Here is a 26,120-nt window from a genome sequence, read left to right on the forward strand (position 1 = left end):
GCGGGCCCGGCGCAGCGCGGCGGTGTGACCGTGGGCGACCAGCTGAAGGCTGGTGCCGGTCACGTGCTCGGCAGTGCGGTGCCGGCCCGGCGACGCTGCTCGCGGTGCATCAGGGCCGCGAACAGCAGGCCGATGCCGGTCCAGAGCACGACCTGGGTGCCGAGCGAGGCCAGTCGGAAACTCCACAGCAGGGTCGCCGGGAAGTCCGCCGGAACCTCCTGGAAGGACGGCATCACCACGTACGACACACCCGTGACCAGCAGGAACCCGCCCACGGCTGCGGCGGCGCGCAGCCACGTCGGCGCCTGGGCGCCGACTGACCGGTAGCCCAGCGAGCCGGCCCACACGGCCACCAGCCCGAGCACCACCATCAACAGGTAGGTGACGGTCCGTTGGTTGATGGTGGCCGGGTCGCCGACCGCCGGTGGGTTCGCCGGGTACTTGAGGAACGGCACGATCACCGCGCCGAGCAGCGCGGTGCCGGCCAGCAGCAGACCCGACCGCCCGTCGTCGTCGCCGCGCCGCCGCCGGGACAGCAGGACGTACGCCGTGGCCAGGAGGCCACCCATCGCGGCACCGAACAGGCCGGTGGCCAGGAACAGACCGCCGCGCTGACCCGTCCGGCTGACCAGGGCGTCCTCGTGATCGTGCGCACCAGCGGCGGGCTCGGCGTGCGTCGCCGCCTCCTCGATGGCGATGGCCGCCTCGACGTGCGGTTCGCCTGCGACGTACGCGAACGCCCCGGCGAGCAGGCCGGCGAGCAGGCCGGCCAGCAGCCCGCGAACGAGGACGGCGACGAACGGGGGAGTGGTGGTGGTGTTCAGTGGCACGGGACACCCAGCAGGTGCCTGCCGTCGTGCATCAGCTCGTGCAGGTACATCCCACTGCGCGACACCGCCCCCTGGTCGAAGGCGACGAGGTACGCCAGCAGCGTGAGTACGGCAACGGTCGCCAGAGCCGTCCACAGCAGACGGGCACTGCCGGCGGGGTGCACCACCGGCTGGCTGGAAGCGGAGCTAGACATGAATACACGAACCTCCCCAGGGATGACGCGTCCCCATCGCAAGGCTGCGGACGACCGAGCGTCCTGGCTCGCGGCCCCCAGTTGTGGTTGGGGAACCGCTCACAGTGGCGCGACCGCGCCGGATTCACACCGGCTTCCCTCGCGTCGCCGCAGATAGTGCGGTCGACGGTATCGGTGCCGCCTCAGGCGGTCAACCCGGACCCCGCGCCCCGAACGCGTCCGGATACCGGTACGTCAACGAGGCGGACCAGCCGCAGGCGCCAGTGGATTCGTCAGACCAAAAGGCGACACTGCCGGAGGCCGGTCATGGCGCGCGTTCCGGGACTCGACAACAGACTGTTACCGCTAACATGGTCAACCTGGCAGATCGACTCTGTGGCTCCGGGTTGACCCGGAGGGCTCGATCAGCGGCTGGGCGGGGTGTGCGGTGGACGAGAACGCGCCAGGGTGGGTCCGGTGACGACCGGTGAGGTAGCGCGACGACCGGGCATCGTCGACGCGCACCATCACCTCTGGGTCCGGGCGCGGCACCCACAGCCCTGGATCGATCCGCACACCATGGCCGCGATCGACGACGACTTCACGCCGCTCGAGCTCGCTCCGGCGACCCGGGCCGCCGGGGTCACCCAGACCGTTGTCGTCCAGTCCGTCGCCGTTCGGTCGGAGACGCCCGAACTGCTCGGCATCGCGGCCGACGACCCGCTCGTCGGCGGGGTCGTCGGCTGGGTCGACCTCACCGCCGCCGATGTCGACCGCCGCCTCGCCCGACTACGCAGGGCCCGTGGCGGCGAACGGCTGGTCGGCATCCGCCACCTGGTCCAGTCCGAACCCGACCCGACCTATCTCGACCGCCCCGACGTGCGGCACGGCATCGCCGCGGTCGGTGCCGCCGGCCTCGCCTTCGACCTGCTGGTGCGCCATCGTCAGCTGCCGGCGGCCGCCCGGCTCGTCCGCGACCTGCCCCAGGTGCGGTTCGTCCTGGACCACCTCGGCAAGCCCCCGCTCGGGCGCGCCGATCTCGGTGACTGGCAGCGCGACCTGCGGGCACTCGCGGCCGAGCCCAACACGACGGCGAAGCTCTCCGGCCTGGTGACCGAGGTGGACGGCGGGTCCTGGACGACGGCCGACCTGCGGCCCGCGGTGGAGCACGCCCTCGACGTGTTCGGGCCGGACCGGCTGATGTTCGGCTCGGACTGGCCGGTGTGCCTGCTCGCCACGTCGTACACCCGCTGGGTCACCGTCCTCGGTGACCTGCTGGACCCGCTGTCCGACGATGAGCGGGCCGCGATCTGGCGGCGTACCGCCGGCCGGGTCTACCGGCTGGCCCCGTTCTGAGGCGGCAGCGCCTTTCGGCCTGGGGACATAGCATGTTATCGATAACATGCTAGCGGCGGCAGTCGATGTCGATTTGGTCAGACGTATGCCTTCGGTGGCGCAGGTAACGATGGCAAAACATGCTCGCAAGACCTTGGCAACATACGTGAATGCGTGGCAAGGTAACGCCTGATCGCGGGAAACATCCGACCTATCTCCGACGAGTGTGCGGGCACCTAGCCGCACCGCCGTCCGAGCGGGGTCGGTCGCTCACAGGCGTTCGGCTCGTCGGCGGGTCCCCGTCGGACGCCGGCGCCGCGCTTGGGGAGGTCAGGTCCGACGATGAGTAGCGCCGAGGCAACCGCCGGCACGCAACGCGGCGAACTCAGCGACTGGTTCCGGGAACGGATCTCCCACGCCGTCTCCGAGTTCACCGCCGCGACCGCGCTGGTCGTCCTGTTCATTGCCCTGACCTTCGCGAGTCCCTACTTCCTGACAGCGGACAACCTCTTCAACATCGGGGCCCAGACGGCGGTGATCGCCATCATCGCCACGGCCCAGACGATGGTCATCATCACCAAGGGCATCGACCTGTCCGTGGGGTCGGTCGCCGCGCTCGCCGGTGTGTTGGGCGCGATGGTCGTGCGCGACCTCGGCTTCTCGCTCTGGGCGGCCACGGCGGTCGCGATCGGCGTCGGCGCGCTGGCCGGGCTGCTGAACGGGCTGCTGGTGACCGTGGCCCGGATCCCGCCGTTCATCGCGACGTTGGGGACGATGTCCGTGGGCCGCGGCCTCGTCTTCATCATCACCGGAGCCGTCGGCGTCTACGGCCTTCCCCGGTCCTTCCAACTGCTCGGCAACGGGCAGATCCTCGGCATTCCGTTCGCCGTGGTGATCACCGTCCTGGTCGCCGTCGGGGTCGCCTTCCTGCTCTCCCAGACCCGCTTCGGTCAGTACACCTACGCGATGGGCTCCAATCTGGAGGCCGCCCGCCGCTCCGGCATCCGGGTCGGGCGGCACCTGACCGGGGTGTACGTGCTGGCCGGCGTACTGGTCGGGCTCGGCGGCATGATCGCCGCGTCCCGGGTCAACTCGGGCCAGCCCAACTACGGCATCTCGCTGGAACTCGACGTCATCGCCGCCGCGGTCATCGGCGGTGCCAGCCTGTTCGGCGGGCAGGGCCGGATCGTCGGGACCATCATCGGCGCGTTCCTCATCGCCCTGGTCCGCAACGGCGCCGTCCTGCTCGACATCAGCATCCACTACCAGCAGGTGATCGTCGGCGTGATCATCTGGGCCGCCGTCTACTTCGACCAGTACCGCCGCCGGCGGCTGGAATCACGGGGTTGACATGCCATTCCGAGAGTCCGAACGAGGAAGGACACACACCATGGCACACACCACCACCAGCCGGCGGACGCGAGGACGACTCCTGCGCGCGCAGGCGATCCTGGCCGCGGCCGCGGCGACCGCCCTGCTCAGCGCCTGCGGCGGGGTCGAGGTCCGTGACGGCGGCGACGGCGCGACCAAGGACGCGAGCGGCCCGTTGAAGCTCGCCGTCGTACCCAAGGCGGTCGGGGCCGACTACTGGAACACGGTCAAGGCGGGTGCCGAGTGCGCCGCGCAGCGCGCGGGGGACGTCACCGTCCAGTGGGACGGGGTGACCACCGAGACCGACGTCGAGGGCCAGGTCAACCTGATCCAGAACTTCGTCACCAAGAAGGTCGACGGCATCGTCTACGCGGCGACCGACTCCAGCGCGTTGGCGCCGGCGACCGACAAGGCGCTCAGCGCCAACATCCCGGTCGCCATGATCGACTCTGGCACCAGCCCGCAGCCGTCGAACGTGCCCCTCTTCGCCACCGACAACCGTGCGTCGGCGACGGAGGCGGCGAAGCTGCTCGCCACCGAACTCGGCCCCGGCAACCACGAGGTGGCGCTCGTCGAGTTCCAGCCCGGATCGCAGACCAACACCGAGCGGGTCGACGGCTTCAAGGCCGGCCTCGCCCAGTACCCCAACCTGAAGCTGGTCGGCCAGCAGCCGAGCCGCAGTGACGTCAACGAGGCCCGACGGGTCACCGAGAACATCCTCACCGCCAACCCCAAGCTCGCCGGCGTCTTCGCGGCCAACGAGCCGAGCGTGCTCGGTGCCGCCCAGGCCATCCAGGCCGCCGGCAAGTCCGGCAAGGTGGTCATCATCGGCTGGGACGCCGCCCCGGACGAGATCGCCGGGGTGCGCAACGGCCAGATCTCGGCGCTGGTCGTACAGAACCCGTTCAAGATGGGCTACTTCGGCGTCGACAAGATGGTCAAGCACCTTCGGGACAAGGCCCCGCTGGCATCGGCCGACACCGGCGTCACGTTCGTCACCAAGGAGAACATCGACTCGGCGGAGATCAAGGCGGTGCTCGAGCCCAGCTGCGCCAACCCGCCGGTGCAGTGATGGGCGCGATCCCCACGGCCGCCGCGGACAACGATCAGCAACCCACCGACGCGGAACCGCCGGTCCTCGAAGCCCGCGGCATCGTCAAGCGGTTCGGGCACGTGGAGGCGTTGCGTGGCGCCGACTTCACGGTCCGCCGAGGTGAGGTCGTCGCGCTGATCGGTGACAACGGCGCCGGCAAGAGCACCCTGATCAAGACCCTGTCCGGTGTGCACCCACCCGACGAGGGTGAGATCCGGGTCGGCGGCCGTCCGGTCCAGTTCTCCACTCCGGTCGATGCCCGACGGGCCGGGGTGGAGACGGTCTACCAGGACCTCGCCGTCGCCGACGACCTCAGCGTGGCCGCCAACCTGTATCTCGGCCGGGAGATCCTCCGCTCCGGGCCACTCGGCCGGCTCGGGCTGTTGGACAAGCGCGCCATGCGCCACGGCGCCGCCGCCGCCCTCGACGAACTCGGCGTACGGATCCCCAGGGTCACCACCCCGATCGCGATGCTCTCCGGTGGGCAGCGGCAGTGCGTGGCGGTGGCCCGCGCCATCATCTGGGCGACAAACGTGGTCATCCTCGACGAGCCCACCGCGGCCCTGGGGGTGGTCCAGACCGGGCGGGTGCTCGACGTCGTGCGGCGTGCCCGTGACGCCGGCATGTCGGTGGTGCTGGTGAGCCACAACATGCCGCAGGTGCTCGAGATCGCCGACCGGGTCGAGGTCCTGCGCCTCGGTCGGCGCGCTGCCCAACTCCGCGCCGACGAGGTCACCACCGACGATCTGGTCGCGGCGATGACCGGCAGCACCAACGTGGATCGGGACGAGCGGTGACGGCTGTCGTCCAGCGCGGTGCGCGCGATCCCGCCCGTCCGGCGACCCGCGGCGGCGTCGGGCCGCCGCTGCGGCTGAGCCCCCTGGGCCTGGGCGCCTCCCAGGGTGGCAATCTCTACCGGGCGACGTCGGACGAGCAGTTCGCCGCCGCGGTGGACACCGCGTGGGCAGGCGGCATCCGATACTTCGACACGGCACCGCACTACGGGCTGGGCCTGTCCGAACGGCGCCTGGGCGCGGCCCTGCGCTCCCGCCCGCGAGGCGAGTACGTGGTGTCGACGAAGGTCGGCCGGCTGCTCGTGCCGTCCCCGGAGACGGCGCACCGGCGGGATCCGGAGGGGTTCGACGTTCCCGCCGACCATCGCCGGGTCTGGGACTTCAGCCGCGACGGCGTACGCCGTTCGCTGGAGGCGAGCCTTCGGCGCACCGGCCTGGACCGGATCGACGTGGTGTATCTGCATGATCCGGACGAGCATTGGGAGCAGGCCGCGCGCGAGGCCATCCCGGCGTTGGTGGAGCTGCGGGAGCAGGGCGTGATCGGTGCGGTCGGGGCGGGGATGAACCAGTCCGCGATGCTGGCCCGCTTCGTGGCGGAGACCGACGTGGACGTGGTGATGTGCGCCGGCCGGTACACCCTGTTGGAGCAGGGCGCGCTGACCGACCTGCTGCCCGTCGCGCAGGCCCGCCACGTCGGTGTGGTGGTCGCCGGTGTCTACAACTCCGGGCTGTTGGCCCGGGACATGCCACCGCCCGACGCCGTCTACGACTACCAGCAGGCGCCGGCGGAGGTGATCGATCAGGCCCGCCGGATAGCGCGGGTCTGTCAGATGTACGGCGTCACGCTGCCCCAGGCGGCGTTGGCGTTCGTCCGTCGTCACCCGGCCGTGGTCTCGACGGTGGTCGGTATGCGGGACGAGGCCCAGGTGACCGAGACCCTGCGTCGAGCTGGTGTCGACGTCCCGGATCAGCTCTGGACGGCGTTGTACGACGAGGGGCTGCTCGACGTGCAGCCGTGAGGGTGGGCCGTCACGACCGGGCCGTCTCGGTGCTCGCGTCGGCGTCGTCGGGTAACCCCTGCAACGACTCCTCCACGCCGATCAGGTGGTTGGCCATCCGGGTGCGCGCCCGCTCCGGGTCGCGCGCCACGAGGGCCTTCAGGATCGCCACGTGTTCGTCATGGGTGCGCAGGTCCGCGCCCTCCTCGTGCAGACTTCGCCAGAGCCGGCCACGGATGGTGCGCCCGGCGAAGGCTTCGATCAGGCCGACGAGCACCGGATTCTCGGCGTGCACCGCGATGATCCGGTGGAAGGCGATGTCGATCTCCATGATCCGCTCGTGGTCCGGCGGCGACTGGCCGACCAACCGGGCCGCCTCGTCGAGCAGGTCACCCGCCTGGGCCAGGGCCTCGTCGGTGATCCTGGTCGCCGCCAGGCAGGCGGCCTCGCACTCCAGCAGACGGCGAACGGTGTGGATGTGCCGGGGGTCGCCCTGGCCCTGGAAGTCCACCACGAAACCCATCGGGGCCAGCAGTTGTGGCGCGTCGAGGTTGGTGACGTAGGTGCCGTCGCCCTGGCGGATGTTGACGATGCCGAGGATCGACAGGGCCGACATCCCCTCGCGCAGGGACCCCCGCGAGACGCCGAGCTGCTCGGCGAGGTCCTTCTCGATGGGCAACCGGTCCCCGGGCCTGAACTGCCCTTCGAGGATCATCCGCTTGATGCCGTTGACCACTTCGTCAGTGCGAGACATGATCCCCCTAACGGCCGGCGGGGGTGGCCTTCCCACCCGCGATCACGTACGCCGCCTCCGGAGATGACACGGTAGTCGGGTCTGTCGCCGCCCAGTAGTGGCCGTCGGGAAACCGGTAGAGCGCTACCGACTCCTGACGCATCCGGGTGGAGTAGCCGGGCTGGCTGGGCAGGACGTAGCCGCTGCCGGAACCGGTGTCCCGGATGATGCAGGGATCGGTGAAGTGTTCGTGCAGGTGGTCGACGAATTCGGTGACCCGGTTGGTGAGGTCCCCCGAGATCGCGACGTAGTCGAGCACCGACACGTGTTGGACCATCTCGCACAGCCCGACACCGCCGGCGTGCGGGCACACCGGGACGTCGAACTTCGCGGCGAGCAGCAGCACGGCGACGATCTCGTTGATGCTGGCCAACCTGCCGGTGTCCAGCTGGCAGAAGTCGATGGCCTCGGCCTGGAACAGCTGCTTGAACATCACCCGGTTGTGGCAGTGTTCGCCGGTGGCGACGCCGATCGGAGCGACGGCGCGGCGGACGGCCGCGTGGCCCAGAATGTCGTCGGGGCTGGTCGGCTCCTCGATCCACAGTGGCGTGAACTGGGCGAGGGCGGTGACCCAGTCGATGGCCTGACCGACGTCCCACACCTGGTTGGCGTCGATCATCAGGTTGCGATCCGGTCCGAGGATCTCCCGCGCGATACCGCATCGGCGGATGTCGTCGTCGAGGTTGGCGCCCACCTTGAGCTTGACGTAGCCGTAGCCGGTGTCCACCGCCTCCTGGCACAGCCGGCGCAGCTTGTCGTCGCCGTAGCCGAGCCAACCGGCCGAGGTGGTGTAGGCGGGGTAGCCGGTCCGGTCGAGCTCGGCGAGGCGGGCGGCCTTCGTGCCCTCCTTGGCCCGCAGGATGGCCAGTGCCTCGTCGCGGGTCAGCGCGTCGGACAGGTAGCGCAGGTCCGCGATGTCGACGAGTTGCTCGGGGGACATGTCGACGAGCAGCCGCCACAGCGGCTTGTCGGCGACCCGGGCGACCAGGTCCCACGACGCGTTCAGCACGGCCGCCAGGGACAGGTGGACGACACCCTTTTCCGGACCGAGCCAGCGCAGTTGCGAGTCGGAGGTGAGGAGGCGGTAGACCGCGCCCATGTCCGCTGCCATCGTCGCCACGTCCAGGCCCACCAGAAGCTGTGCCTGGTGGACTGCCGCCGCCGCGACGATGTCGTTGCCTCGGCCGATGGTGAAGGTCAGGCCGTGCCCCGCGAGTGGCGCGCCCGCGCCGTCGACGCCGTCGGTGTGCAGGACGACGTAGGCCGCCGAGTAGTCGCCGTCCTTGTTCATGGCGTCTGACCCGTCAGCGGTCAGGGAGGTGGGGAAGCGGACGTCTTCGACGGTGACGGCGGTGATCTGCGGCATGCGCTCCTCGCCCGGCTAGGCTAAAGATCAGATGATCACTGGGAGTATACGGAGGGCTTCTCCAGCGCGTCAACGATGTGGATCACTGGAGACCCTCAGACATATGATGTTTGCCTCGCCGGGTCGATCCGCCATACCGCCCACCGTGACCGCGTGGGGAGCCCCGACTCCGGGGCCGGGCGTCGGTCGGCGTGGTGTGGTCGGCCGGGGTGGTGACAGTGGTCACCGAGTCGTCGCCGACACGCCCGAGACCGACATGTGGGGTGTGACAACGGCTGCGTCCCTATATATGGTGTCGAGCGCAGCTGGTTCGGCCGCTCATCCGGGGTGGTCGAGGCAACAGGGAACCCGGTGGAAATCCGGGACTGTCCCGCAGCGGTGAGTGGGAACGACCGCCGTCATCAGCACTGGGCCACCAATCGGCCTGGGAAGCGACGGCCAGTAGGAGACCGGCGAGCCCGGTCGTGCCCGCGAGTCCGAAGACCTGCCAGCGCGCCGCGTACCCGCACCGGGTGGGCGGCGGTCCGAGGCCGCGTGGGACGGCTGACGCCACCTGACCCACGCCGGCTGGCGTGGCGTCCGTCGGTGTCTGTCTCCTCGCGTCCGGGCCACCAGGTCTCGAACTCCGAGGAGCGAGTGGTGACAGTCACCGAGGTAGTCCCGGCCAGCGGCGACGCGACAGTGCGCCGGACGCCGATGCAGGTCCGCAAGCGCGACGGCGGCACCGAACCCGTGGACGTGAACAAGATCGTCCGGGCGGTCGAGCGGTGGGCCGACGACCTGACCGACGTCGACCCGATGCGGGTGGCCACCCGCACCATCAGCGGCCTCTACGACGGCGCGACCACTGCTGAACTGGACCGGCTGTCCATCCAGACCGCCGCCGAGATGATCGGTGAGGAGCCGCAGTACTCGCGCCTCGCCGCGCGGCTGCTGGCCGGCTACGTCGACAAGGAGGTGCGCCGACAGGGCGTCACCTCGTTCAGCGCGGCGATCCGGGTCGGCCACGCCGAGGGCCTGATCGGTGACGACACCGCCGCGTTCGTCGCCGCACACGCCGCGACGCTCGACCACGCCATCGACCCGGACGGCGACCGCCGGTTCGAGTACTTCGGCCTGCGCACCGTGTACGACCGATACCTGCTGCGCCACCCCACCAGCCGACTGGTCTTGGAGACCCCGCAGTACTGGCTGCTGCGGGTGTCCTGCGGCCTGTCCCGGACGGCGGACGAGGCGGTCGGCTTCTACCGGCTGATGTCCAGCCTGGCCTACCTGCCCAGCTCACCGACCTTGTTCAACTCCGGGACCCGGCACACCCAGATGTCCTCCTGCTACCTGGTCGACTCCCCGCTCGACGAGCTGGACTCGATCTACCAGCGGTACGCCCAGGTCGCCAACCTGTCGAAGTTCGCCGGTGGCATCGGCATCGCGTACTCCCGGGTCCGCTCCCGGGGAGCGCTGATCCGGGGCACGAACGGGCAGTCCAACGGGATCGTGCCATGGCTGCGCACCCTGGACGCGAGCGTCGCCGCGGTGAACCAGGGTGGCCGACGCAAGGGCGCGGCCTGCGTCTACCTGGAGCCGTGGCACCCGGACATCGAGGAGTTCCTGCAACTGCGGGACAACACCGGCGAGGACGCCCGGCGCACCCACAACCTCAACCTGGCCAACTGGATCCCGGACGAGTTCATGCGCCGGGTCGAGGCCGACGCGCTGTGGTCGCTGTTCGACCCGCACGAGGTGCCCGAGCTGCCCGACCTGTGGGGGGAGCGGTTCGACGCCGCGTACCGGGAGGCCGAGGCGCAGGGTCGCCACGTGCGGCAGGTCCCGGCACGGGAGCTGTACGGGAAGATGATGCGGACCCTCGCCCAGACCGGCAACGGCTGGATGACCTTCAAGGACGCCGCCAACCGACTGTGCAACCAGACCGCCGAGCCGGGCAACGTGGTGCACCTGTCCAACCTCTGCACCGAGATCGTCGAGGTGTCCAGCGACGCCGAGACCGCCGTGTGCAACCTCGGCTCGGTGAACCTCGCCGCCCACCTCACCGACGGCGGGATCGACTGGGAGCGGCTGCGCGTCACGGTGCGGACCGCGGTGACCTTCCTCGACCGGGTCATCGACATCAACTACTACCCGACGGCGCAGGCGGCGGCGAGCAACCCCCGCTGGCGGCCGGTCGGACTCGGGCTGATGGGCCTACAGGACGTCTTCTTCGCGCTGCGGCTGCCGTTCGACTCGCCGGCCGCGCGGGAGCTGTCCACCCGGATCAGCGAGGAGCTTTACCTGACCGCGTTGGAGACCTCCGCCGACCTGGCGCGCGACTTCGGCGCGCATCCGGCGTACCCGCAGACCCGGGCCGCGCGGGGCCAGCTCCAACCCGACCTGTGGGGTGTCGAGGGTACGCAGACCGCGCGGTGGGACGCGCTGCGCGAGCGGGTCGAGGCGTACGGGCTGCGCAACTCGCTGCTCGTGGCGGTCGCGCCGACCGCCACCATCGCCTCGATCGCCGGGTGCTACGAGTGCATCGAGCCGCAGGTGTCCAACCTGTTCAAGCGCGAGACCCTGTCGGGGGAGTTCCTCCAGGTCAACACCGCCCTGGTACGCGAGCTGAAGGCCCGTGGTCTGTGGACCGAGCGGATCCGTTCGGCGATCAAGCGGGCGGAGGGCTCGGTGCAGGACATCGCCGAGCTGCCGGCCGGCGTACGGGAGCTGTTCCGCACCGCGTGGGAGCTGCCGCAGCGGGCGCTGATCGACCTGGCCGCCGCCCGCGCCCCGTTCATCGACCAGTCCCAGTCGCTGAACCTGTTCCTGGCCGCGCCGACCATCGGCAAGCTCTCCTCGATGTACCTGTACGCCTGGAAGGCCGGGCTGAAGACCACCTACTACCTGCGTTCGCGCCCCGCGACGCGGATCCAGCAGGCCACCGTCAGCGCTGTCGCACCCGTCGTCGTCGACGCGGAGGCGCTGGCCTGCTCGCTGGAGAACCCCGAGTCGTGCGAGGCCTGCCAGTGACCGCCGCCGACGCCGCCACCACCGACGCCAGCACCACCGACACGAGGACCACGCACATGCTGCTCGACCCCGGGATGGACCTGACTCTCCGCCCGATGCGCTACCCGCACTTCTTCGACCGGTTCCGCGACGCGATCCGCAACACCTGGACGGTCGAGGAGGTCGACCTGCACGCCGACCTCGCCGACCTGGGCAAGCTGTCGCCGGCCGAACGGCACCTGGTCAGCCGGCTGGTGGCGTTCTTCGCCACCGGTGACACGATCGTCGCCAACAACCTGGTGCTCAACCTCTACCAGCACGTCAACAGCCCGGAGGGTCGCCTCTACCTGTCCCGCCAGCTGTTCGAGGAGGCCGTGCACGTCCAGTTCTATCTCAACCTGCTCGACACGTACGTGCCCGACGAGACCGAACGCTTCGAGGCATTCGCGGCCATCGAGAACATCCCCTCGATCCGTCGTAAGGCCGAGTTCTGCTTCCGGTGGATCGACTCGCTGAACGACCTGCGCGAGCTGCGGTCCCGCGATGACCGGCGCACGTTCCTGCTCAACCTGATCTGCTTCGCCGCCTGCATCGAGGGGTTGTTCTTCTACGGCGCGTTCGCGTACGTCTACTTCCTGCGCTCCCGCGGCCTGCTGCACGGCCTCGCCTCGGGCACCAACTGGGTGTTCCGCGACGAGTCCATGCACATGGCGTTCGCGTTCGACGTCGTCGACACCGTTCGCGCCGAGGAGCCGGACCTGTTCGACGACGACCTCGCCGACCAGGTTCGCCGGATGCTCACCGAGGCCGTCGAGTGTGAGGTGCAGTTCGCCGAGGACCTGGTGGGCCACGGTGTGCCCGGTCTGACGTTGGCCGACATGCGGGAGTACCTCCAGCACGTCGCCGACCGCCGCCTCGCCCAGCTCGGCATCGCGCCGCACTACGGGTCGAGCAACCCGTTCGGCTTCATGGAGTTGCAGGACGTGCAGGAGCTGTCCAACTTCTTCGAGCGGCGGGTGTCGGCGTACCAGGTCGGGGTGACCGGCACTGTCGCCTTCGACGACGACTTCTAGGCGGCAACCTCAACCCACGCGTTGCCCCTGAGGAACGCCCCGTCCGCGCCGATCTTGCAGTTTCGGTTGCCGATATGCGCGCAATGCTCTTTATGTCGCGACAGGAAGTGCAAGATCGCGGGGAAGGGGCGTTCCAGTCACGTCGATCATGGAGTTGTGGTGCCTGATTGGTGTTGTGCAGGCACTTTGTCACCCACCACAACTCCGAGATCGACGAGGCGGTGCGGTGTTGGCTAACAGCCACTCCGTCTAAACCCGACGGTGCTGAACTGCTTCTCATCAATTGATCAAGGAAGCGGCGCGTGATCAAGGAAGCGGCGCGCTCAGCTCTGGGCCTCTGCGACGTAGACACCTTTGCCTGGATGGCCCTCTACCAACTCCCGGTCTTTGAGGATCGTCATGACCCGGTTGATCGTGGAGATGTGCACGCCGTACTGTTCGGCCAGCTCGCGGGTGGACGGCAGCTTCTCGCCCGGAGCAAGCTCACCCGACTTGATTTTTCCCGCGATCTCGTTGGCGATTCGCCGGTAGTCCACTCGCTCGGTCGGCATGGGTCGATCTCCGTAAGGTTCCCTGGTTTCGGCAGCCCAATCTGATCACGAGGGGACCTGTTCCAACAAGTTCCACGAAGCATCTTGACCTACTCCTACAAGTCGGAATAGGTTGCAGCTAGGTCGCGTTCCCTGGTTTCGGCAAACTCCTGGGTTCTCGGCCGCACACCCACCTGGGGGAGCGCGGCAGATGGTCGCTGCCCCCAGGTGGGGCCAACGTCGTGAACGCGGGAGGGTGCCGCCGTGCCGATCGATGAACCGGTAAGTCGGGCAGACGAACTGTTCGCCGCGATGCGGACGCTTGATGCTCACTGGACTCGGGCACTTGACCAGCCGTGGCGTTCAGGCGGCTGCCTCGAGTGCGCGAGTCCGAGCGAATGCCGTCAGCTCGATTGGTCGTTGGGTGTTGTGGCGGACGCCGCATCGATCATGTTGCAGAAGTAACGATGGACGCCGAGCAGTGCGGCGAGTTCGACGACGACTTCTAGGCGGCAACAGATCCGGGGCCCTGGCGTCGCTTGGTGAGCCACCGCATCACGTGCAGGGGGTGCGACGCCGGGTCCGGGATCGGGTGGAAGACGTGTTCGATCTCGCCGTCGGCGACGATCAGGGTCAGTCGTTCGTAGAGCGTCATGTCGCCCGCGGTGCGGGTCGGCAGCCGCAGCGCGTCGGCCAGGGTCAGTCTCGGGTCGGGGATCAGCGGGTAGGGCAGCCGCAGTCGGTGCGCGAGTTCACGCTGGTACCCGGTCGACTGCGCGGACAAGCCGTACACCCGGGCGGCGCCGGCCGCGCGAAGCTCCGCGTGGTGGTCGCGGAACCAGGCGGCCTGCTCGCTGCTGCCACGGGCGCCGTGGATCTCCAGCAGCCCGTTGGGCAGGTCGACGCCCGGTCGTCCGGTCAGTGGGTAGACGAAGATGACGCTGCGCCCAGCGCCGAGCGCGCCGAGATCGACCGGGCGGCCGTCGGTGCCGTAGAAGGACAGCGGTGGCAATGTGACGCCGACCAGCGCGGCGGGGTCGGCGCCTTCGGCGGGACTGCCGGGTACGACCTGGGTCGCGGCGGCGTCCAGGCGCGCGTCCAGCGCGTCCCGCTGGGCGGTCAACTTGCCGATCCGTTCCTGGAGGTTGGTGATGGTGCTGCGGTACGTGGCCACCGCCGCCGCGCACACGTCGGTGTCGTCGGAACCATCGGCGATCGACTCGACGAATGGGCGGGTCTCCTCGACGGTGAGGCCGAGCGCCATCAGCTCGCGGATCTGCGCCACCAGCCGCACCGCGACCGGGTCGTACTCGCGGTAGCCGTTGCTCAGCCTCCGGGGTACGACCAGCCCGGCCGACTCGTAGTACCGCAGTGCCCGGACCGTGGTTCCGGTCCGGCGTGCCAACTCACCCACCCGCATCCCGCGACCCTAAACCCGCACCCCGGGGTACGGGTCAACGTGTCCATCGTCGCGGTGTCAGGCCCGCCGTTTCCTGCCAGTCTGGCTGCGAAAAGGCAGCTTGAACAGGGAGTGTGTGATGACGGCAATCAGTCGGGTGTGGGCTCGGCAGATCCTCGACAGCAGGGGCAACCCGACAGTGGAGGCCGACGTGGTCCTCGCCGACGGGTCGACCGGTCGGGCGGCCGTGCCGTCCGGCGCGTCGACGGGGGCGAACGAGGCGGTCGAGCTGCGCGACGGGGACCGGACGCGTTTTCACGGCAAGGGCGTCAGCGGGGCCGTCGCCGCCGTCAACGGCGAGATCGCCGACGCGGTGCTCGGGCTCGACGCGGAGGACCAGGTTTTGATCGACGAGACGATGATCGCTCTCGACGGTTCCAAGGACAAGGGTCGACTGGGCGCCAACGCGATCCTGGCGGTGTCCCTGGCGACCGCGAAGGCGGCGGCGTCGGCCCACCGGCAGCCGCTGTACCGCTACGTTGGTGGCGTCGGCGCCCGCCTGCTGCCGGTGCCGATGATGAACATCATCAACGGTGGCGCGCACGCCGACAATCCGCTCGACTTCCAGGAGTTCATGATCGCCCCGGTCGGAGCGCAGACGTTCGCCGAGGCGGTCCGGATGGGCGCGGAGGTCTTCCACACCCTCAAGGCGTCACTGGCCGCGGCCGGGCACAACACCAATGTCGGCGACGAGGGCGGCTTCGCGCCGAACGTCACGGACGCCGGCGAGGCGCTGCGGTTCGTGCTGCGCGCCATCGAGGACACCGGTTACCAGCCCGGCGTCGACGTGCGGATCTGCCTCGACCCGGCCAGCTCGGAGTTCTTCCGCGCGGGTGTCTACGACTACGTCGGAGAGGGACGCCAGCGCACCGTCGAGGAGCACATCGACTACCTGCTCGACCTGGTCTCCCGCTACCCGATCAGCTCGATCGAGGACCCGATGGCCGAGGACGACATCGCCGGCTGGAAGCGGCTGACCGCGGTGGCGGGGGAGCGCGTGCAGCTGGTCGGCGACGACGTCTTCTGCACCGACGTCGAACGGCTGCGCGACGGGATCGACGGCGGCTACGCCAACGCGATCCTGGTCAAGGTCAACCAGATCGGCACCCTCACCGAGACCCTGGCGACGGTCGACGCCGCGCACAAGGCGGGGTACCGGGTGGTGATGTCGCACCGATCCGGGGAGACCGAGGACACCACGATCGCCGACCTGGCCGTGGCCGTCGGCTGCGGTCAGATCAAGACCGGCTCGCTGTCGCGCTCCGACCGCACGGCCAAGTACAACCAGCTCATCCGCATCGAGGAGGAGCTCGGCGAGCGCGCCAGCTACGCCGGAGACCGCTGAGGGGTGCGGGTCGTCGGGCTTCCAGTCCTCGTAGCGTTTGCCGGGGAAGACCGGGCAGGTGTCGCCGTAGCCCATGGTCACTATGACGTCGGACGACTCGGCGGTGGCGTACTCCAGGAGCTTGGGGGTTTGGTCGGCGATGTCGATGCCGACCTCGCGCATGGCCTGGACGGCGGCGGGGCTGACGGTGCGGCGGGGGCGGAGCCGGCGGAGCGCGGCATCTCCGGAGGGGCTGCGGTCCGCGCCGATCAGCCTCATCGCCGTCGACGCCGCGCCCGCAGGAGGTTGTTGCGCCAGCTGATCAACGGAAACGCGGTGCCTGCCGCCCTCGCGGCCGGCAGGCGCCGTCACCGTCGGCTGGCGCAGTCGACACACGTACGCGCGGACGGGCGGGCGACGAGCCGCTCGGCGGGAATCGGACGGGCGCACCGCTCGCACACGCCGTAGCTGCCGTCGTCGACCCGTCGCAGCGCGACGTCCAGCTCGGCCAGGCGTCGGCGGGTGGCGTCCAGGACGGCGGTGAGCTGCGCGCGTTCGAAGGCGATCGTGCTGCCCTCGGGGTCGTGCTCGTCATCGGCGTTGGACGACCGGGACGCCTCGAAGAGGCTCCGCAGGTCGCCGTCCAGGGCGGTGGCCTGGGCCTCGGTCTGCTCGCGCAGCCGCAGCAACTCCCCGCGGACCGCGCCGGAATCCCTCTCCATGACCGTTCCACAGTACTGCTCGCCCACATGAAGTTGCGGGTGTGCAGGGCGGAAAGCGCCGCCGCCTCGTCGGGCCGGAACCCCAGGCGGACGAGCCGGCGCTGACGGCCCTGATCCATCGCGTGTTGCAGAGCCTGCACCCGGTCGAAGCCGGGCGGCCACGTCCTCCGGATGCCAACCACCCGCCGCGAGCACCATCAGCGCGTCGAAGACATCCGCGTTGAGCCCCGCGGTGTCGACAAGCGCGTCGTGGCGGCGGTGATCGCGGGTCAGCGGAAGGCTCGACCAGACGTAGCTGTTGGCCTCGCCGGCCGAGGTGACCCAGCTCTTACGGGCGTCGAGGCGGACGGTGTCGTCGTCGGCGGCCGTCGCGGTGCCGGTCGGCGACCAGAAGTGGCTGCGCGAGCCGTACTCGGAGAACGCCAAGTGGTGAGGTGATCGCCGGTGGCGATGGCGGCGCGGACGTCGTGCGGGCCCTGCGCCTCGATGACGGCGGTCGCCGCGTAGTGCATGAGCACCACCATCGCTGTGGACCCGCACTCGGCGGCCAGCCGCTCGATCACCTCGGCGACCACCCGCATGCCGTGGCCGGCGCCGCCGACCTCGGTCGAGGAGGCCAGGCCGAGCAGACCCGCTGCGGCGAGAGCGTCCACACCCGGATGAGGGAAGGCCCCCTCCCGGGGCGACGATCGGCGCCTGCGGGCGGATCACGTCGTCGATCACCGTGCCGAGCGTGTCCGTGGGATCGGTGGCGGTCTGGGCATTGCCGACACTGGTCGTCATGCCGGTACCCCTTCAGGCAGGCCGATGGGACCGCCGTCGGCACTATCGGAACCCGTAGACGCAGCGCGAGCGTCGGATCACCGTCTGACGCGGGCGTTGTCCCGGTGGGGTCGCCCGTGCCCGTCGTCCCGGTCGATGCGCAGCTCGCGCTCCAACTCGGTGATGACCGCCCGCAAATCGTCCAGCCGTTGGGTGAGCGCGATCCGGTCCACCTCGTCCGGCACGCCGTCGCCGTCCTCGTCGTACCCGGGAGCCAGTCGCTCGGTCATCTCCAACCGGCGCGCCTCCTCCATGGAGTTCACGATGACCGCGATGAGGATGTTGAGCAGCAGGTTGACGGTGATGACCACGTAGCTGACGTAGTAGAGCAGCGTCCATGGTGAGATCGCCATGCCCTGCTCGATGAGGTCCGGCAGCGTCTCCAGCGACAACAGCACGAACAACGTCAGCAGCGATCGGCCGATGTCGCCGTACTCCTCCGGATACCTGTTGCCGAAGATCAGCCAGCCGGCCATGCCGTACACGTAGAGCGTCACCACGGCCAGGGCGAGGAATCCGGTGACTCCCGGCAGGCTGCGCCACAGCGCGGAGACGATGGTCCGCAGACCTGGTGAGAACCGCACCAGCCGGACCATGCGGGCGACCCGGACGACCCGCAGCAGCGCCGGGTCGCCGTGCAGGCCCGGGATGAAGATCGCCGCGATCACCACGAAGTCGAAGACGTTCCAGCCGTGCCGGAAGAAGTCCTGCGGGCGTCTGCCGTAGGCGGCCAGTCGGACGGCGATCTCGACGACGAAGACGGCCCGGAAGAACAGCTCCAGCCCGTGCAGCGCGGTGCCCGCCGGGCTCAGATCGTCGTACGTCTCCAGGCCGAGAACGATGCCGTTGGCGAGGATGACCACGACGATGGCGATCTCGAAGGGCCGTGACCGGGCGAGCCGGTCGCAACGGTCTGTCCAACCCGAGCGGTGCGGTGGCGGTGTGGACGGAGCACCCCGCTGGGCGGGCACGGGTGCGTCACTCACCAGTCGGCCGGCTCGATGAGGCGCGCCGGGGCCGGGGCCCACCTCCGGCCGTCGTCGTGGCGGTGCGGATGGTGTGCGGGCATGCCCACCAGCCTAGCCAAGATCAATGACGCTGCGCGACAGTGCCGTTCGTGCAGCGTGACTCCGTTCGCTGCGCGTCGGCGCGATCCGTGCGGCGACGACACAAATCGGAACGCCGTTTGCGATTCACAGTGGATCAGTGAGTGACGCAGCCGCGAGCGGCCCCGACCGGCAGCCGATCTGGAGCAGGCCCGAACGTGGCAGCCGCGGCCCCGCTCCGGCGCACAGCCGGGACGGCATCGTCGTGGCCGCCATCACCCTGACCGACGCCGAAGGGCTGGCCGCGGTGTCGATGCGCGCCGTGGCCTCGGCGGACCTGTGGTTTCTGCCGTTTCTCCCCGCACCTCGACTAGGTTCTCGATGGTGAGCGGGACCAGGCGACCCCGCGCCAACTGCGGAGAGGTGCGCGATGTCCGACTCTGATCTTGCTGACCTGCGCCAACGGGCCAAGGACGGTGACCGGGACGCGGTCGACGAACTCGTCGAGCTCGCGGGGGAGCGGGGTGACCTGGTCGAGTTGCGTCAGCTGGCCGAGGACGGCAACGCCGACGCGGCGGCCCAACTTGTCGAACTCGCCACCGAACTCGGCGACACGAACGAGCTGCGGCGTCTCGCCGACCGGGGCGACCGGGACGCCGCCGACCAACTTGTCGAGGTGGCCGCGGAGAGGGCGGACGTCGGTGAACTGCGCCGGCTCGCCGACGGCGGGAACCGGGACGCGGCCGACGTCCTGGCCGAGCTCACCGAAGAGCAGAACGAGGCGGAGTAGTCGGCCGGCACGCGGGAGCGCCCGCAGCCGGTGTCACGTCGCGGCGGCGAGGTATCGGCGGTAACCGAGAGCGGACTGCGCGAACCCGATGGACGCGTAGAACCGGTGGGCGTCGGTGCGCGCGGCGTTCGACACCAGTTGGACCTTGTAGCAGCCGGCCGCCGTCGCCTCGTCGAGCGCCGCCAGCATGAGGGCCCGGGCGACCCCACGACGGCGCCAGCCGGGCGCGACCACCACGTTCTCCACCACCATGTACGGTCGCGCGCCGTGGGTGAGGTTGGGGGCGACGAGGGTGTCCAGGGTGCCCACGAAGGTGTCCCCGGCGACGGCCAGCAGGAGGCGGCGGCCGGCTTGGGCGTGCAGGTCGCGCCAGGCGGTGGCGAGCCGGGCGGTGTCCGGCCGTGCGTCGTCGGGAGCGAGTTGCCACAGCACGTCGAAGACCAGTTCGGGGTCGTCCTGTGCCACGGCGGCGCGGACGACGAAGTCCTCGGCGCTCACCGGGCCGAGGCCGCAGTGTCCAGGTCGGACCGCACGACCTGCCGTGGCGGCCCGACGGGCCGGGAGGGCTGCCTCACCATGCCGTCGAGGATACGTGCGCGGCTTCACCGCGTGGCGGGCGACGGCGACCGGACGCCCCCGCCGCCCGCTTCGGCGATGGATCGGGTTCAGGCCCGCGCGGCCCGGATGGCGTCGCGCAGCGGGGTGCTCGGCCGGCCGAGCAGCCGGCTGAGGTCGTCGCTGTCGGTTGCCAGCTCGCCATTGGCGATCGAGTGGTCGAGCGCGGCGACGAAACCGGCGGTGCCCGCGTCCAGGCCGACGTTCTCCAGGGCCGAGGCCAGCTCGGCGGCGGACATGTCCTGGTGGACGACATTGGTGCCGGTCGCCTCGGTGACGGCCTCGGCCAGCTCGTCGAAGGTGAAGGCGGTGCCGCCCAGTTCGTAGACGGTGTTGCCGTCCTCCTCCCGGGTCAGCGCGGCCACGGCAGCCCCCGCGTAGTCGGCGCGGGTCGCGGCGGAGATCTTGCTGCCGCCGGTGGCGCCGAGGATCGTGCCGGACCCCAGGTACTGCGGGAGCTGGTCGGTGTAGTTCTCGGTGTACCAGCTGTTGCGCAGCACGGTGTAGGTCAGACCGGACGCGGCGAGGACCTCCTCGGTGGCCTTGTGCTCAGGGGCGAGCGGGTTCGCCGTGGTGTCGGCCTTCAGGATGCTGGTGTAGACGAGACGCTCCACCCCGGCGAGCTTGGCGGCGTCGATGACAGCTGTGTGCTGCGCGACGCGCTGACCAGGAGTGTCGCCGGAGATGAGCAGCAGGCGGCGTACGCCGGCCACGGCACCGGGCAGCGTCGACGGGTCGTCGTAGTTGGCCTTGCGGATCTCGATCCCGCGCGCGGCCAGGTCGGCGGCCTTCTCCGGGCTGCGGACGATGGCGGCGATCTCGGCGGCGGGCACGCCGCTGTCGAGCAACTGCTCGATCACCAGGCGGCCCAGCCGGCCGGTGGCGCCGGTGACGGCATAGGTGGGCATGGGAACCTCCGGCGGGTAGGAGAGAAGCAGTAAGCACTTACGAATCTACAGCACTAACCAATGGGCGGCGTGAGATAGGCTGGTGAGGTGAGCGACATGCCGGCCCAGGACCCGGCGGGGCCTACCCAGGAATTCGTCAGCGATGTCTTCGCGCGGGGTTGTACCTCCCGTGCGGCCTTCGAGGACGTCACCTCGAAGTGGGCCTCGCTGGCCCTGTTGGCGCTCGGCGAGGGCCGCTACCGGTTCAACGCGCTGCGTCGCCGCATCGACGGGGTCAGCGAGCGGATGCTCTCCCAGACCCTGCAGACCCTCGAACGCGACGGGATGCTCACCCGCGAGGTGCTCACCGCGATCCCACCGCGCGTCGAATACTCGCTGACCCCGCTCGGTGCCCGGGTCGCCGAGCAACTGCGTGGCCTCGCCGACCTGCTGGAGGCATCGGTGCCCGAGTTGCAGACCGCCCGCGACAACCGCGAGCGCGACCGGGGCTAGGACGATCCCGCGCCGGCCTCGCGTCGCGCCACCACCGTCCGGGGGTTCTGGCGGATGCGCTGGGTCGCCACCACGCATCCCAGCACCACCAACGCCGCCGCGATCGAGGCGGGGGAGACCACCTCGCCGAGCAGCAGCGCCGACCACCCCAGGGTCAGCACCGGCTGGGCGAGTTGGACCTGGCCCACCTGCGCTATCCCGCCCCGGGCCAGGCCCGCGTACCAGGCGAAGAAGCCCAGGAACATCGAGACCCCGGTGAGGTAGCCGAACGCCGACCAGCCGAGAGCGTCGGCCCGTGGCGGACCGGCGGCGGCGGCAACCACAGTGACGGGAACGGTGACGGGCAGCGAGAGCAGCAACGCCCAGCAGATCGTCCGAGCGCCGCCCAACTCGCGGGCGAGCGCGCCGCCCTCGGCGTAGCCGAGGCCGCAGAGCACGACCGCCGCGAGCAGGAACAGGTCGGGCAGGGTGAGGGCCCCGCGTACCGCGCCGCTGGCGCCGAGGAAAGCGAGAACCGCCAGCAACCCGCCGGCGCTCACGATCCAGAACAGCGGCGGCGGGCGTTCGCCGGCCCGCAGTACCGCGAACACGGCCGTCATCGCGGGCAGCGCGGCGATGACGACCGCGCTGTGCGCGGAGGTCTGGGTGAGAAGCGCCATCGAGGTGAACAAGGGAAAGCCGACGATGACTCCGAGGGCGACGACCGGCAGCCGTTGCCACTGACCGCGGGTGGGCCGCGGTGCGCCGGTGAGACGCAGGTACGTCCATGCCAGCAGCCCCGCGCCGACAGCCCGGCCGAAGGCGACGAACCACGGATCGAGTTGCTGCACGGCGATGCGGGTCGCCGGGAGCGACAGACTGAAGCCGAGCACGCCCAGGGCGCCGAGGCCGAGCCCGACGATCCGATCCGCTGTTACCGTGTTTCTGGCAGTAGCGCTACTCTTGTCCCTCATGGAAAACGGTAACGCAGCGCAACGCGTTATCCAAGATCTGCGCGGTCTCGCGGCCGTCGCCGGTCCCGGTGCCCGGCTGCCCTCGATACGCGAGCTGACCGCCCGGCATCAGGCCTCGCCGGTCACCGTCGCCGAGGCGATCCGGCAGTTGGCGGCCGAGGGGCTGATCGAGGCGCGACCCGGCCGAGGCACCTTTGTGGCCACTCCGCCGGACGAGCCGGGCGTACCCGACCTGTCCTGGCAGACCGTCGCGCTCGGGCCCCGTCGGTTCGGTCAGGACGAGATGCAGGAGCTGTTGGCGCTGACGCCCGACGGAACGATCCCGCTGTCCGGTGGCTACCTCCACGCGGACCTACAGCCTGCTGCTGCGCTCGGCGGCGCCCTCACCCGAGCCGCCCGCCAGCCCGCGAGCTGGCAGCGTGGGCCGGTCGAGGGTCGCGCGGACCTGCGCGCCTGGTTCGCCCGCGAGGCCGGGGCGGGGCTGCACGCCGAGGACATGGTGATCTGCCCCGGTGGGCAGGCCGCCCTGTCGTCCGCGTTGCGGGCGCTCGCCGCGCCCGGCGACGCCCTGCTCGTCGAGTCGCCGACCTACCTGGGTGCGTTGGCCGCGGCCCGTGCGGCCGGGCTGCGGGTGGTGCCCGTGCCGGCTGACGCCGACGGTGTACGGCCCGACCAACTCGCCGCCGCGTTCGCCCGCACCGACGCCCGGCTCTTCTACTGCCAGCCCCTGTACGCCAACCCGCACGGCGCGACGCTGGCGGAGCACCGCCGGGCGCAGGTCGCCGAGGCCGTACGCGACGCCGGGGCGTTCCTGATCGAGGACGACTACGCCCGTGACCTCACCATCGACGATCCGGCCCCGCCACCACTGGCCAGCGATGATCCCGACGGTCACGTCATCTACCTGCGCTCGCTGACCAAGTCGACTGCCCCCGGGCTGCGCGTCGCCGCCGTCGGAGCCCGTGGCCCCGCCGGGGCGCGACTGCGCGCTGCTCGGCTGCTCGACGACTTCTTCGTCGCGGGACCACTGCAACAGGCGGCGATCGACTTCCTCACCTCTCCGGCGTGGTCGCGGCATCGCCGGGCACTGCGCACTGCCCTCCGGACACGCCGTGACGCGTTGTTGACCGCGCTACGTCGGCATCTGCCAAGCCTTGTTCCACAGTCGGTCCCACGTGGCGGCATGCACCTCTGGGTACGCCTCGCTGCCGGAACCGACGACGTGGCACTGGCCGCTGCCGCGGCGGCCGAAGGCGTCGCCGTCTTCCCGGGCCGGCCCTGGTACGCGGCCGAGCCCTCGGCCCCGCACCTGCGCCTCACCTATGCGGCAGCCGCACCCGAACTCATGGACGAGGCCGTTCGACGCCTCGCCCGCGTCCTGCGTTGAACACCGGGCGCCTGGCTGGTTGGCGTCTGCGCGCGGGTCTCAGGTGTTCAACGTCTCGCGCGGCGGCACGCCGAAGCTGGCGTGGTATCGCGCGGTGAACCTGCTGTGGCTGGCGAATCCCCATCGACTGGCGATCGCCGAGACCGTCTCCTGGCGCGGGTCGGCGCGTACCAGGTCGTGGTGTGCCCGGACGAGCCGGATCCGCCGCAGGTAGGCCATGGGGGTGGTGCCGAGGTGTCGGCGGAAGGCGAGTTGCACCGCCCGGAGGGAGACGCCGGCGGCGCCGGCGATGTCGGCGGCGCTGATGTCCCGGTCGGCGTGCTCCTCGAGAAATGTGATCGCCCGTCGGAGCGTGGCGGTGGTGGCGTCGTTCCGGTCCGCGGCGGTCGGTTCGGTGAACGCGGTGTTGGGGAAGACCGCGAGCGCCGCCGCGGCCAGCATCCGGGCGGCGTTGCCGATCACCAGCGACTGTGCCCCGGCAGCCGGGCTGTTCACCACGACGTCGCGGACGAAGCTGGTGGTGTTGCGCCATTGCCGGGCGAGGGCCGTGCTGGCGGCACTCAGCTCGGTGAACTCGATCCGACCGGGCCGGCGGGCCGGCGCGGTGGTGGCCACCTGCGCCAGCACCGACAGGTCCAGTACGCAGAGCTCCACCTCACCGGGATGCCAGTGGACGGTGCACGGCTCCTCCGGCCTGGTGACCAGGAAGACCTCCCCGGGGCCGAACCGGTGGGCCGATCCGGCGCAGGAGCGATCGACGTGCGCGGTGCGGGTGCGACCGATGACCAGCCCGCCGAGGGTGCTGGCATCGATCTCGAGGTGCCCGGTCTGGCGGGTGGTGGCGATGGCGAAGGGGCCGGTGTCGGCGCGGTGGTGGGTGAGCCGGTATCCGTTCCTGCTCTGAATGCGCAGTCTCGGGTCGTACGTCGTGGACAGGAATTGCTGGATGGCCGCCGGGTCACGGCTGTCGAACTGGTGGGTCTGCACTGGCGATGACGTCATCCGCTGTCTCCGTCCGGTGGAGGTGCCGCCGGGTGCTGGAACGGGTGCCGACGGCAGGTTCGGGACGTGCCGGGGTGCTCGGCGGTGACCCGGCACGTCGTTGGCCGGTGGCGCGGTGGGATGGAACGTCGCGAGCGGGACGGCAGCGACCGGTTGAGCGTGTCGGATCTGGTCTGACCATTCACTGACGCTGAAACGCAATATCTGTAGATGGGAATGTCACCATACGACAATCGCCTACGTACCGTCCTGCTAATCACTGCGATGTGTCGGCAGCTCGACTTCGTTTTCCGGCTAGCGCGCCAAATGGTTCTGCGCCTGCTGTCCTAGCCACCCGCGCGACCGACAGCGAAATCTTGTTCATGATTCGTCGGAGGATGACCGGGTCACTGCCGGGAGGCCGGCCCACGGAGGGGGAAGCGTTGGACAGTACCGATCCTGACCGCGTCGTTCGGCTGGCCGTCGCCGAGGCGCTGGCCCGGGTGGCGGACGAGGACAGCCTGGGTCTGGGCGAGGGGGACGCGCTGCAGAGGCTCGGGCGTGGGCTCCGTGAGGTGCTGCGCCGCGCACTCGACGACCGGGTGCCACTGACCACGCCGGAGTTCGTCGACCTCTGCCGCGACCTGGGTCTGCACCGTGAGGCCTTCGACCTGCTGGGGCACTACCTGATGACCGCGTTGCTGACCCAGCAGATCGGACCGGACGCCCTGATCCGCGTCGGGGTGCTCTTCGGCACCGTCGGGCGTTACCTGCCCGGTGCCCGTCCGGTGGCCCACCGCAACGAAGGTCCCGCGGCACGGCGACGCGACGTGCGCTCGGACAACAGCGTCGTCGGCCGGTACCGCCGCGCCAAGCTGCCGGAGCACCTGCCCAACCCGCCGAGCTGGACCTGCACCGGATGCGGCCGCGAGTGGCCCTGCGCCACCAAGCAGAGCCAACTGCTCGCCGAGTTCGGTGGAGCGCGCGCCTCCCTCGCGGTCTATCTCGGCTCCTGCCTCGTCGCCGCCGCTCAGGACCTGCCCACGTTGCCGTTGCCCCGGGTCCGGCTCCGATTCCTGGGCTGGCTGCCGCGCGCCCGGATCTGACCGCGCCGCCGGGGACACCGGTCGTCCGGTGCCCTGACCCGGACACGTCGGTGCCGGTCCCGACTGGACACCGCGCGAGCACGGGGTGACCCGCTGCTGCCCCACCCGGCGTTGCGCGCAGGTCGGGGCAGGGTGTTCATCGTGCGCACCAGCTGCGTACGACGG

25 protein-coding genes, 2 pseudogenes and 2 riboswitches are annotated in these 26,120 nt (G+C 70.3%); of the genes and pseudogenes, 13 read left to right on the top strand and 14 right to left on the bottom strand.

Going from position 1 to position 26,120, the window contains the following annotated elements:
• Positions 1-59: 59 nt before the first annotated feature.
• Both KBX08_RS20200 and KBX08_RS20205 read right to left on the bottom strand, forming a co-directional pair.
• Complete coding sequence (locus KBX08_RS20200; protein WP_210785017.1) at positions 60-830, bottom strand: CbtA family protein; 771 nt, start codon at positions 828-830, stop codon at positions 60-62.
• Positions 821-1,024 (bottom strand): CbtB domain-containing protein, encoded by a 204-nt coding sequence (locus tag KBX08_RS20205; protein WP_124822026.1) that lies wholly within the window; start codon positions 1,022-1,024, stop codon positions 821-823. The genes KBX08_RS20200 and KBX08_RS20205 overlap by 10 nt, the downstream gene beginning before the upstream one ends.
• 58 nt (positions 1,025-1,082) lie before the next feature.
• Positions 1,083-1,162, bottom strand: a riboswitch (cobalamin riboswitch).
• 318 nt (positions 1,163-1,480) lie between these two features.
• Here KBX08_RS20205 and KBX08_RS20210 point away from each other — a divergent pair.
• The 5 genes from KBX08_RS20210 to KBX08_RS20230 all read left to right on the top strand — a co-directional run bounded on the left by KBX08_RS20210 (position 1,481) and on the right by KBX08_RS20230 (position 6,615).
• Positions 1,481-2,359, top strand: coding sequence for an amidohydrolase (locus tag KBX08_RS20210; RefSeq protein ID WP_210785018.1), 879 nt, complete (start codon positions 1,481-1,483; stop codon positions 2,357-2,359).
• A gap of 321 nt (positions 2,360-2,680) precedes the next feature.
• Complete coding sequence (locus tag KBX08_RS20215) at positions 2,681-3,688, top strand: ABC transporter permease (RefSeq protein WP_091406814.1); 1,008 nt, start codon at positions 2,681-2,683, stop codon at positions 3,686-3,688.
• A 40-nt stretch (positions 3,689-3,728) separates the two neighbouring features.
• The gene (locus tag KBX08_RS20220; RefSeq protein ID WP_091406812.1) at positions 3,729-4,781 is read left to right on the top strand and encodes an ABC transporter substrate-binding protein; all 1,053 of its coding nucleotides are present in this window, start codon (positions 3,729-3,731) and stop codon (positions 4,779-4,781) included.
• Positions 4,781-5,599 carry an ATP-binding cassette domain-containing protein gene (locus KBX08_RS20225; protein WP_238689441.1) on the top strand — a complete coding sequence of 273 codons (819 nt, stop codon included), beginning with the start codon at positions 4,781-4,783 and terminating at the stop codon, positions 5,597-5,599. Before KBX08_RS20220 ends, KBX08_RS20225 begins: the two co-directional genes overlap by 1 nt.
• Positions 5,596-6,615 carry an aldo/keto reductase gene (locus KBX08_RS20230; protein ID WP_307850596.1) on the top strand — a complete coding sequence of 340 codons (1,020 nt, stop codon included), beginning with the start codon at positions 5,596-5,598 and terminating at the stop codon, positions 6,613-6,615. The genes KBX08_RS20225 and KBX08_RS20230 overlap by 4 nt, the downstream gene beginning before the upstream one ends.
• A gap of 10 nt (positions 6,616-6,625) precedes the next feature.
• Here KBX08_RS20230 and KBX08_RS20235 read toward each other — a convergent pair whose 3' ends face one another.
• Both KBX08_RS20235 and KBX08_RS20240 read right to left on the bottom strand, forming a co-directional pair.
• Positions 6,626-7,348 (bottom strand): FadR/GntR family transcriptional regulator, encoded by a 723-nt coding sequence (locus tag KBX08_RS20235; RefSeq protein ID WP_210785019.1) that lies wholly within the window; start codon positions 7,346-7,348, stop codon positions 6,626-6,628.
• Between the two features lie 7 nt (positions 7,349-7,355).
• Positions 7,356-8,753, bottom strand: coding sequence for an enolase C-terminal domain-like protein (locus KBX08_RS20240; protein ID WP_210785020.1), 1,398 nt, complete (start codon positions 8,751-8,753; stop codon positions 7,356-7,358).
• A gap of 289 nt (positions 8,754-9,042) precedes the next feature.
• Positions 9,043-9,260: riboswitch (cobalamin riboswitch) on the top strand.
• 189 nt (positions 9,261-9,449) lie between these two features.
• Here KBX08_RS20240 and KBX08_RS20245 point away from each other — a divergent pair.
• Together KBX08_RS20245 and KBX08_RS20250 are read left to right on the top strand one after the other, a co-directional pair.
• Positions 9,450-11,768, top strand: coding sequence for a ribonucleoside-diphosphate reductase subunit alpha (locus KBX08_RS20245; protein WP_238689449.1), 2,319 nt, complete (start codon positions 9,450-9,452; stop codon positions 11,766-11,768).
• A 56-nt stretch (positions 11,769-11,824) separates the two neighbouring features.
• Entirely contained in the window at positions 11,825-12,820 is a 996-nt protein-coding gene (locus KBX08_RS20250) for a ribonucleotide-diphosphate reductase subunit beta (RefSeq protein WP_247669731.1), read from the top strand.
• A gap of 323 nt (positions 12,821-13,143) precedes the next feature.
• Here KBX08_RS20250 and KBX08_RS20255 read toward each other — a convergent pair whose 3' ends face one another.
• On the bottom strand, positions 13,144-13,371 hold the full coding sequence (locus KBX08_RS20255; protein ID WP_184186009.1) for a GntR family transcriptional regulator: 228 nt from the start codon (positions 13,369-13,371) through the stop codon (positions 13,144-13,146).
• A 484-nt stretch (positions 13,372-13,855) separates the two neighbouring features.
• Positions 13,856-14,770: a MerR family transcriptional regulator gene (locus KBX08_RS20260; RefSeq protein WP_210785021.1), complete on the bottom strand. Its 915-nt coding sequence runs from the start codon at positions 14,768-14,770 to the stop codon at positions 13,856-13,858.
• A gap of 118 nt (positions 14,771-14,888) precedes the next feature.
• On the opposite strand from KBX08_RS20260, the gene eno reads away from it, so the two are divergent.
• Positions 14,889-16,154 carry a phosphopyruvate hydratase gene (gene eno, locus KBX08_RS20265; protein WP_210785022.1) on the top strand — a complete coding sequence of 422 codons (1,266 nt, stop codon included), beginning with the start codon at positions 14,889-14,891 and terminating at the stop codon, positions 16,152-16,154.
• Between the two features lie 5 nt (positions 16,155-16,159).
• On the opposite strand, the pseudogene KBX08_RS33910 reads toward eno, so the two are convergent.
• The 4 genes and pseudogenes from KBX08_RS33910 to KBX08_RS20280 all read right to left on the bottom strand — a co-directional run.
• Positions 16,160-16,369: pseudogene (locus tag KBX08_RS33910) on the bottom strand (hypothetical protein); the annotation flags it as partial.
• A gap of 132 nt (positions 16,370-16,501) precedes the next feature.
• Complete coding sequence (locus KBX08_RS33915) at positions 16,502-17,281, bottom strand: TraR/DksA C4-type zinc finger protein (protein WP_247669722.1); 780 nt, start codon at positions 17,279-17,281, stop codon at positions 16,502-16,504.
• Positions 17,282-17,370: 89 nt separating this feature from the next.
• A pseudogene (locus KBX08_RS34930) lies at positions 17,371-17,508 on the bottom strand (acyl-CoA dehydrogenase family protein); the annotation flags it as partial.
• 207 nt (positions 17,509-17,715) lie between these two features.
• Positions 17,716-18,663: an ion transporter gene (locus KBX08_RS20280; RefSeq protein ID WP_210785025.1), complete on the bottom strand. Its 948-nt coding sequence runs from the start codon at positions 18,661-18,663 to the stop codon at positions 17,716-17,718.
• A gap of 220 nt (positions 18,664-18,883) precedes the next feature.
• On the opposite strand from KBX08_RS20280, the gene KBX08_RS20285 reads away from it, so the two are divergent.
• Both KBX08_RS20285 and KBX08_RS20290 read left to right on the top strand, forming a co-directional pair.
• Positions 18,884-19,111: a hypothetical protein gene (locus tag KBX08_RS20285; protein WP_247669723.1), complete on the top strand. Its 228-nt coding sequence runs from the start codon at positions 18,884-18,886 to the stop codon at positions 19,109-19,111.
• 42 nt (positions 19,112-19,153) lie between these two features.
• A complete protein-coding gene (locus KBX08_RS20290; protein ID WP_247669724.1) occupies positions 19,154-19,513 on the top strand; it encodes a hypothetical protein in 360 nt (119 codons plus the stop codon).
• Positions 19,514-19,546: 33 nt separating this feature from the next.
• On the opposite strand, the gene KBX08_RS33920 is transcribed toward KBX08_RS20290, so the two are convergent.
• Together KBX08_RS33920 and KBX08_RS20300 are read right to left on the bottom strand one after the other, a co-directional pair.
• Positions 19,547-20,011 (bottom strand): GNAT family N-acetyltransferase, encoded by a 465-nt coding sequence (locus KBX08_RS33920; RefSeq protein WP_210785026.1) that lies wholly within the window; start codon positions 20,009-20,011, stop codon positions 19,547-19,549.
• A gap of 167 nt (positions 20,012-20,178) precedes the next feature.
• Positions 20,179-21,036: an SDR family oxidoreductase gene (locus KBX08_RS20300; RefSeq protein WP_210785027.1), complete on the bottom strand. Its 858-nt coding sequence runs from the start codon at positions 21,034-21,036 to the stop codon at positions 20,179-20,181.
• A gap of 96 nt (positions 21,037-21,132) precedes the next feature.
• Here KBX08_RS20300 and KBX08_RS20305 point away from each other — a divergent pair, with 96 nt between their 5' ends.
• Complete coding sequence (locus KBX08_RS20305; protein WP_210785065.1) at positions 21,133-21,528, top strand: helix-turn-helix domain-containing protein; 396 nt, start codon at positions 21,133-21,135, stop codon at positions 21,526-21,528.
• Here KBX08_RS20305 and KBX08_RS20310 read toward each other — a convergent pair.
• The gene (locus KBX08_RS20310; RefSeq protein ID WP_210785028.1) at positions 21,525-22,481 is read right to left on the bottom strand and encodes a DMT family transporter; all 957 of its coding nucleotides are present in this window, start codon (positions 22,479-22,481) and stop codon (positions 21,525-21,527) included. The genes KBX08_RS20305 and KBX08_RS20310 overlap by 4 nt on opposite strands.
• Here KBX08_RS20310 and KBX08_RS20315 point away from each other — a divergent pair.
• On the top strand, positions 22,480-23,868 hold the full coding sequence (locus tag KBX08_RS20315) for a PLP-dependent aminotransferase family protein (RefSeq protein ID WP_210785029.1): 1,389 nt from the start codon (positions 22,480-22,482) through the stop codon (positions 23,866-23,868). The genes KBX08_RS20310 and KBX08_RS20315 overlap by 2 nt on opposite strands.
• A gap of 39 nt (positions 23,869-23,907) precedes the next feature.
• Here KBX08_RS20315 and KBX08_RS34455 read toward each other — a convergent pair whose 3' ends face one another.
• Positions 23,908-24,870: a helix-turn-helix transcriptional regulator gene (locus KBX08_RS34455; protein WP_210785030.1), complete on the bottom strand. Its 963-nt coding sequence runs from the start codon at positions 24,868-24,870 to the stop codon at positions 23,908-23,910.
• A gap of 422 nt (positions 24,871-25,292) precedes the next feature.
• Between KBX08_RS34455 and KBX08_RS33930 the strand changes: the two genes are divergently transcribed.
• Positions 25,293-25,955, top strand: coding sequence for a hypothetical protein (locus tag KBX08_RS33930; RefSeq protein ID WP_247669725.1), 663 nt, complete (start codon positions 25,293-25,295; stop codon positions 25,953-25,955).
• The last annotated feature ends 165 nt before the right edge of the window (positions 25,956-26,120 follow it).

It is taken from the genome of Micromonospora sp. H61 (assembly GCF_018070325.1).
GTDB lineage: Bacteria > Actinomycetota > Actinomycetes > Mycobacteriales > Micromonosporaceae > Micromonospora > Micromonospora salmantinae.

Excerpts from the sequence above, each read along its gene's own strand:
- KBX08_RS20310 (WP_210785028.1), bottom strand. The coding sequence starts at position 22,481 with ATGAGGGACAAGAGTAGCGCTACTGCCAGAAACACGGTAACAGCGGAT.
- KBX08_RS20205 (WP_124822026.1), bottom strand. The coding sequence starts at position 1,024 with ATGTCTAGCTCCGCTTCCAGCCAGCCGGTGGTGCACCCCGCCGGCAGT.
- KBX08_RS20290 (WP_247669724.1), top strand. The coding sequence starts at position 19,154 with ATGTCCGACTCTGATCTTGCTGACCTGCGCCAACGGGCCAAGGACGGT.
- KBX08_RS34455 (WP_210785030.1), bottom strand. The coding sequence starts at position 24,870 with ATGACGTCATCGCCAGTGCAGACCCACCAGTTCGACAGCCGTGACCCG.
- KBX08_RS20315 (WP_210785029.1), top strand. The coding sequence starts at position 22,480 with ATGGAAAACGGTAACGCAGCGCAACGCGTTATCCAAGATCTGCGCGGT.
- KBX08_RS20255 (WP_184186009.1), bottom strand. The coding sequence starts at position 13,371 with ATGCCGACCGAGCGAGTGGACTACCGGCGAATCGCCAACGAGATCGCG.
- KBX08_RS20220 (WP_091406812.1), top strand. The coding sequence starts at position 3,729 with ATGGCACACACCACCACCAGCCGGCGGACGCGAGGACGACTCCTGCGC.
- KBX08_RS20240 (WP_210785020.1), bottom strand. The coding sequence starts at position 8,753 with ATGCCGCAGATCACCGCCGTCACCGTCGAAGACGTCCGCTTCCCCACC.
- KBX08_RS20245 (WP_238689449.1), top strand. The coding sequence starts at position 9,450 with ATGCAGGTCCGCAAGCGCGACGGCGGCACCGAACCCGTGGACGTGAAC.
- eno (WP_210785022.1), top strand. The coding sequence starts at position 14,889 with ATGACGGCAATCAGTCGGGTGTGGGCTCGGCAGATCCTCGACAGCAGG.
- KBX08_RS20225 (WP_238689441.1), top strand. The coding sequence starts at position 4,781 with ATGGGCGCGATCCCCACGGCCGCCGCGGACAACGATCAGCAACCCACC.
- KBX08_RS20215 (WP_091406814.1), top strand. The coding sequence starts at position 2,681 with ATGAGTAGCGCCGAGGCAACCGCCGGCACGCAACGCGGCGAACTCAGC.
- KBX08_RS20305 (WP_210785065.1), top strand. The coding sequence starts at position 21,133 with ATGCCGGCCCAGGACCCGGCGGGGCCTACCCAGGAATTCGTCAGCGAT.
- KBX08_RS20260 (WP_210785021.1), bottom strand. The coding sequence starts at position 14,770 with ATGCGGGTGGGTGAGTTGGCACGCCGGACCGGAACCACGGTCCGGGCA.
- KBX08_RS20250 (WP_247669731.1), top strand. The coding sequence starts at position 11,825 with ATGCTGCTCGACCCCGGGATGGACCTGACTCTCCGCCCGATGCGCTAC.
- KBX08_RS20235 (WP_210785019.1), bottom strand. The coding sequence starts at position 7,348 with ATGTCTCGCACTGACGAAGTGGTCAACGGCATCAAGCGGATGATCCTC.
- KBX08_RS20300 (WP_210785027.1), bottom strand. The coding sequence starts at position 21,036 with ATGCCCACCTATGCCGTCACCGGCGCCACCGGCCGGCTGGGCCGCCTG.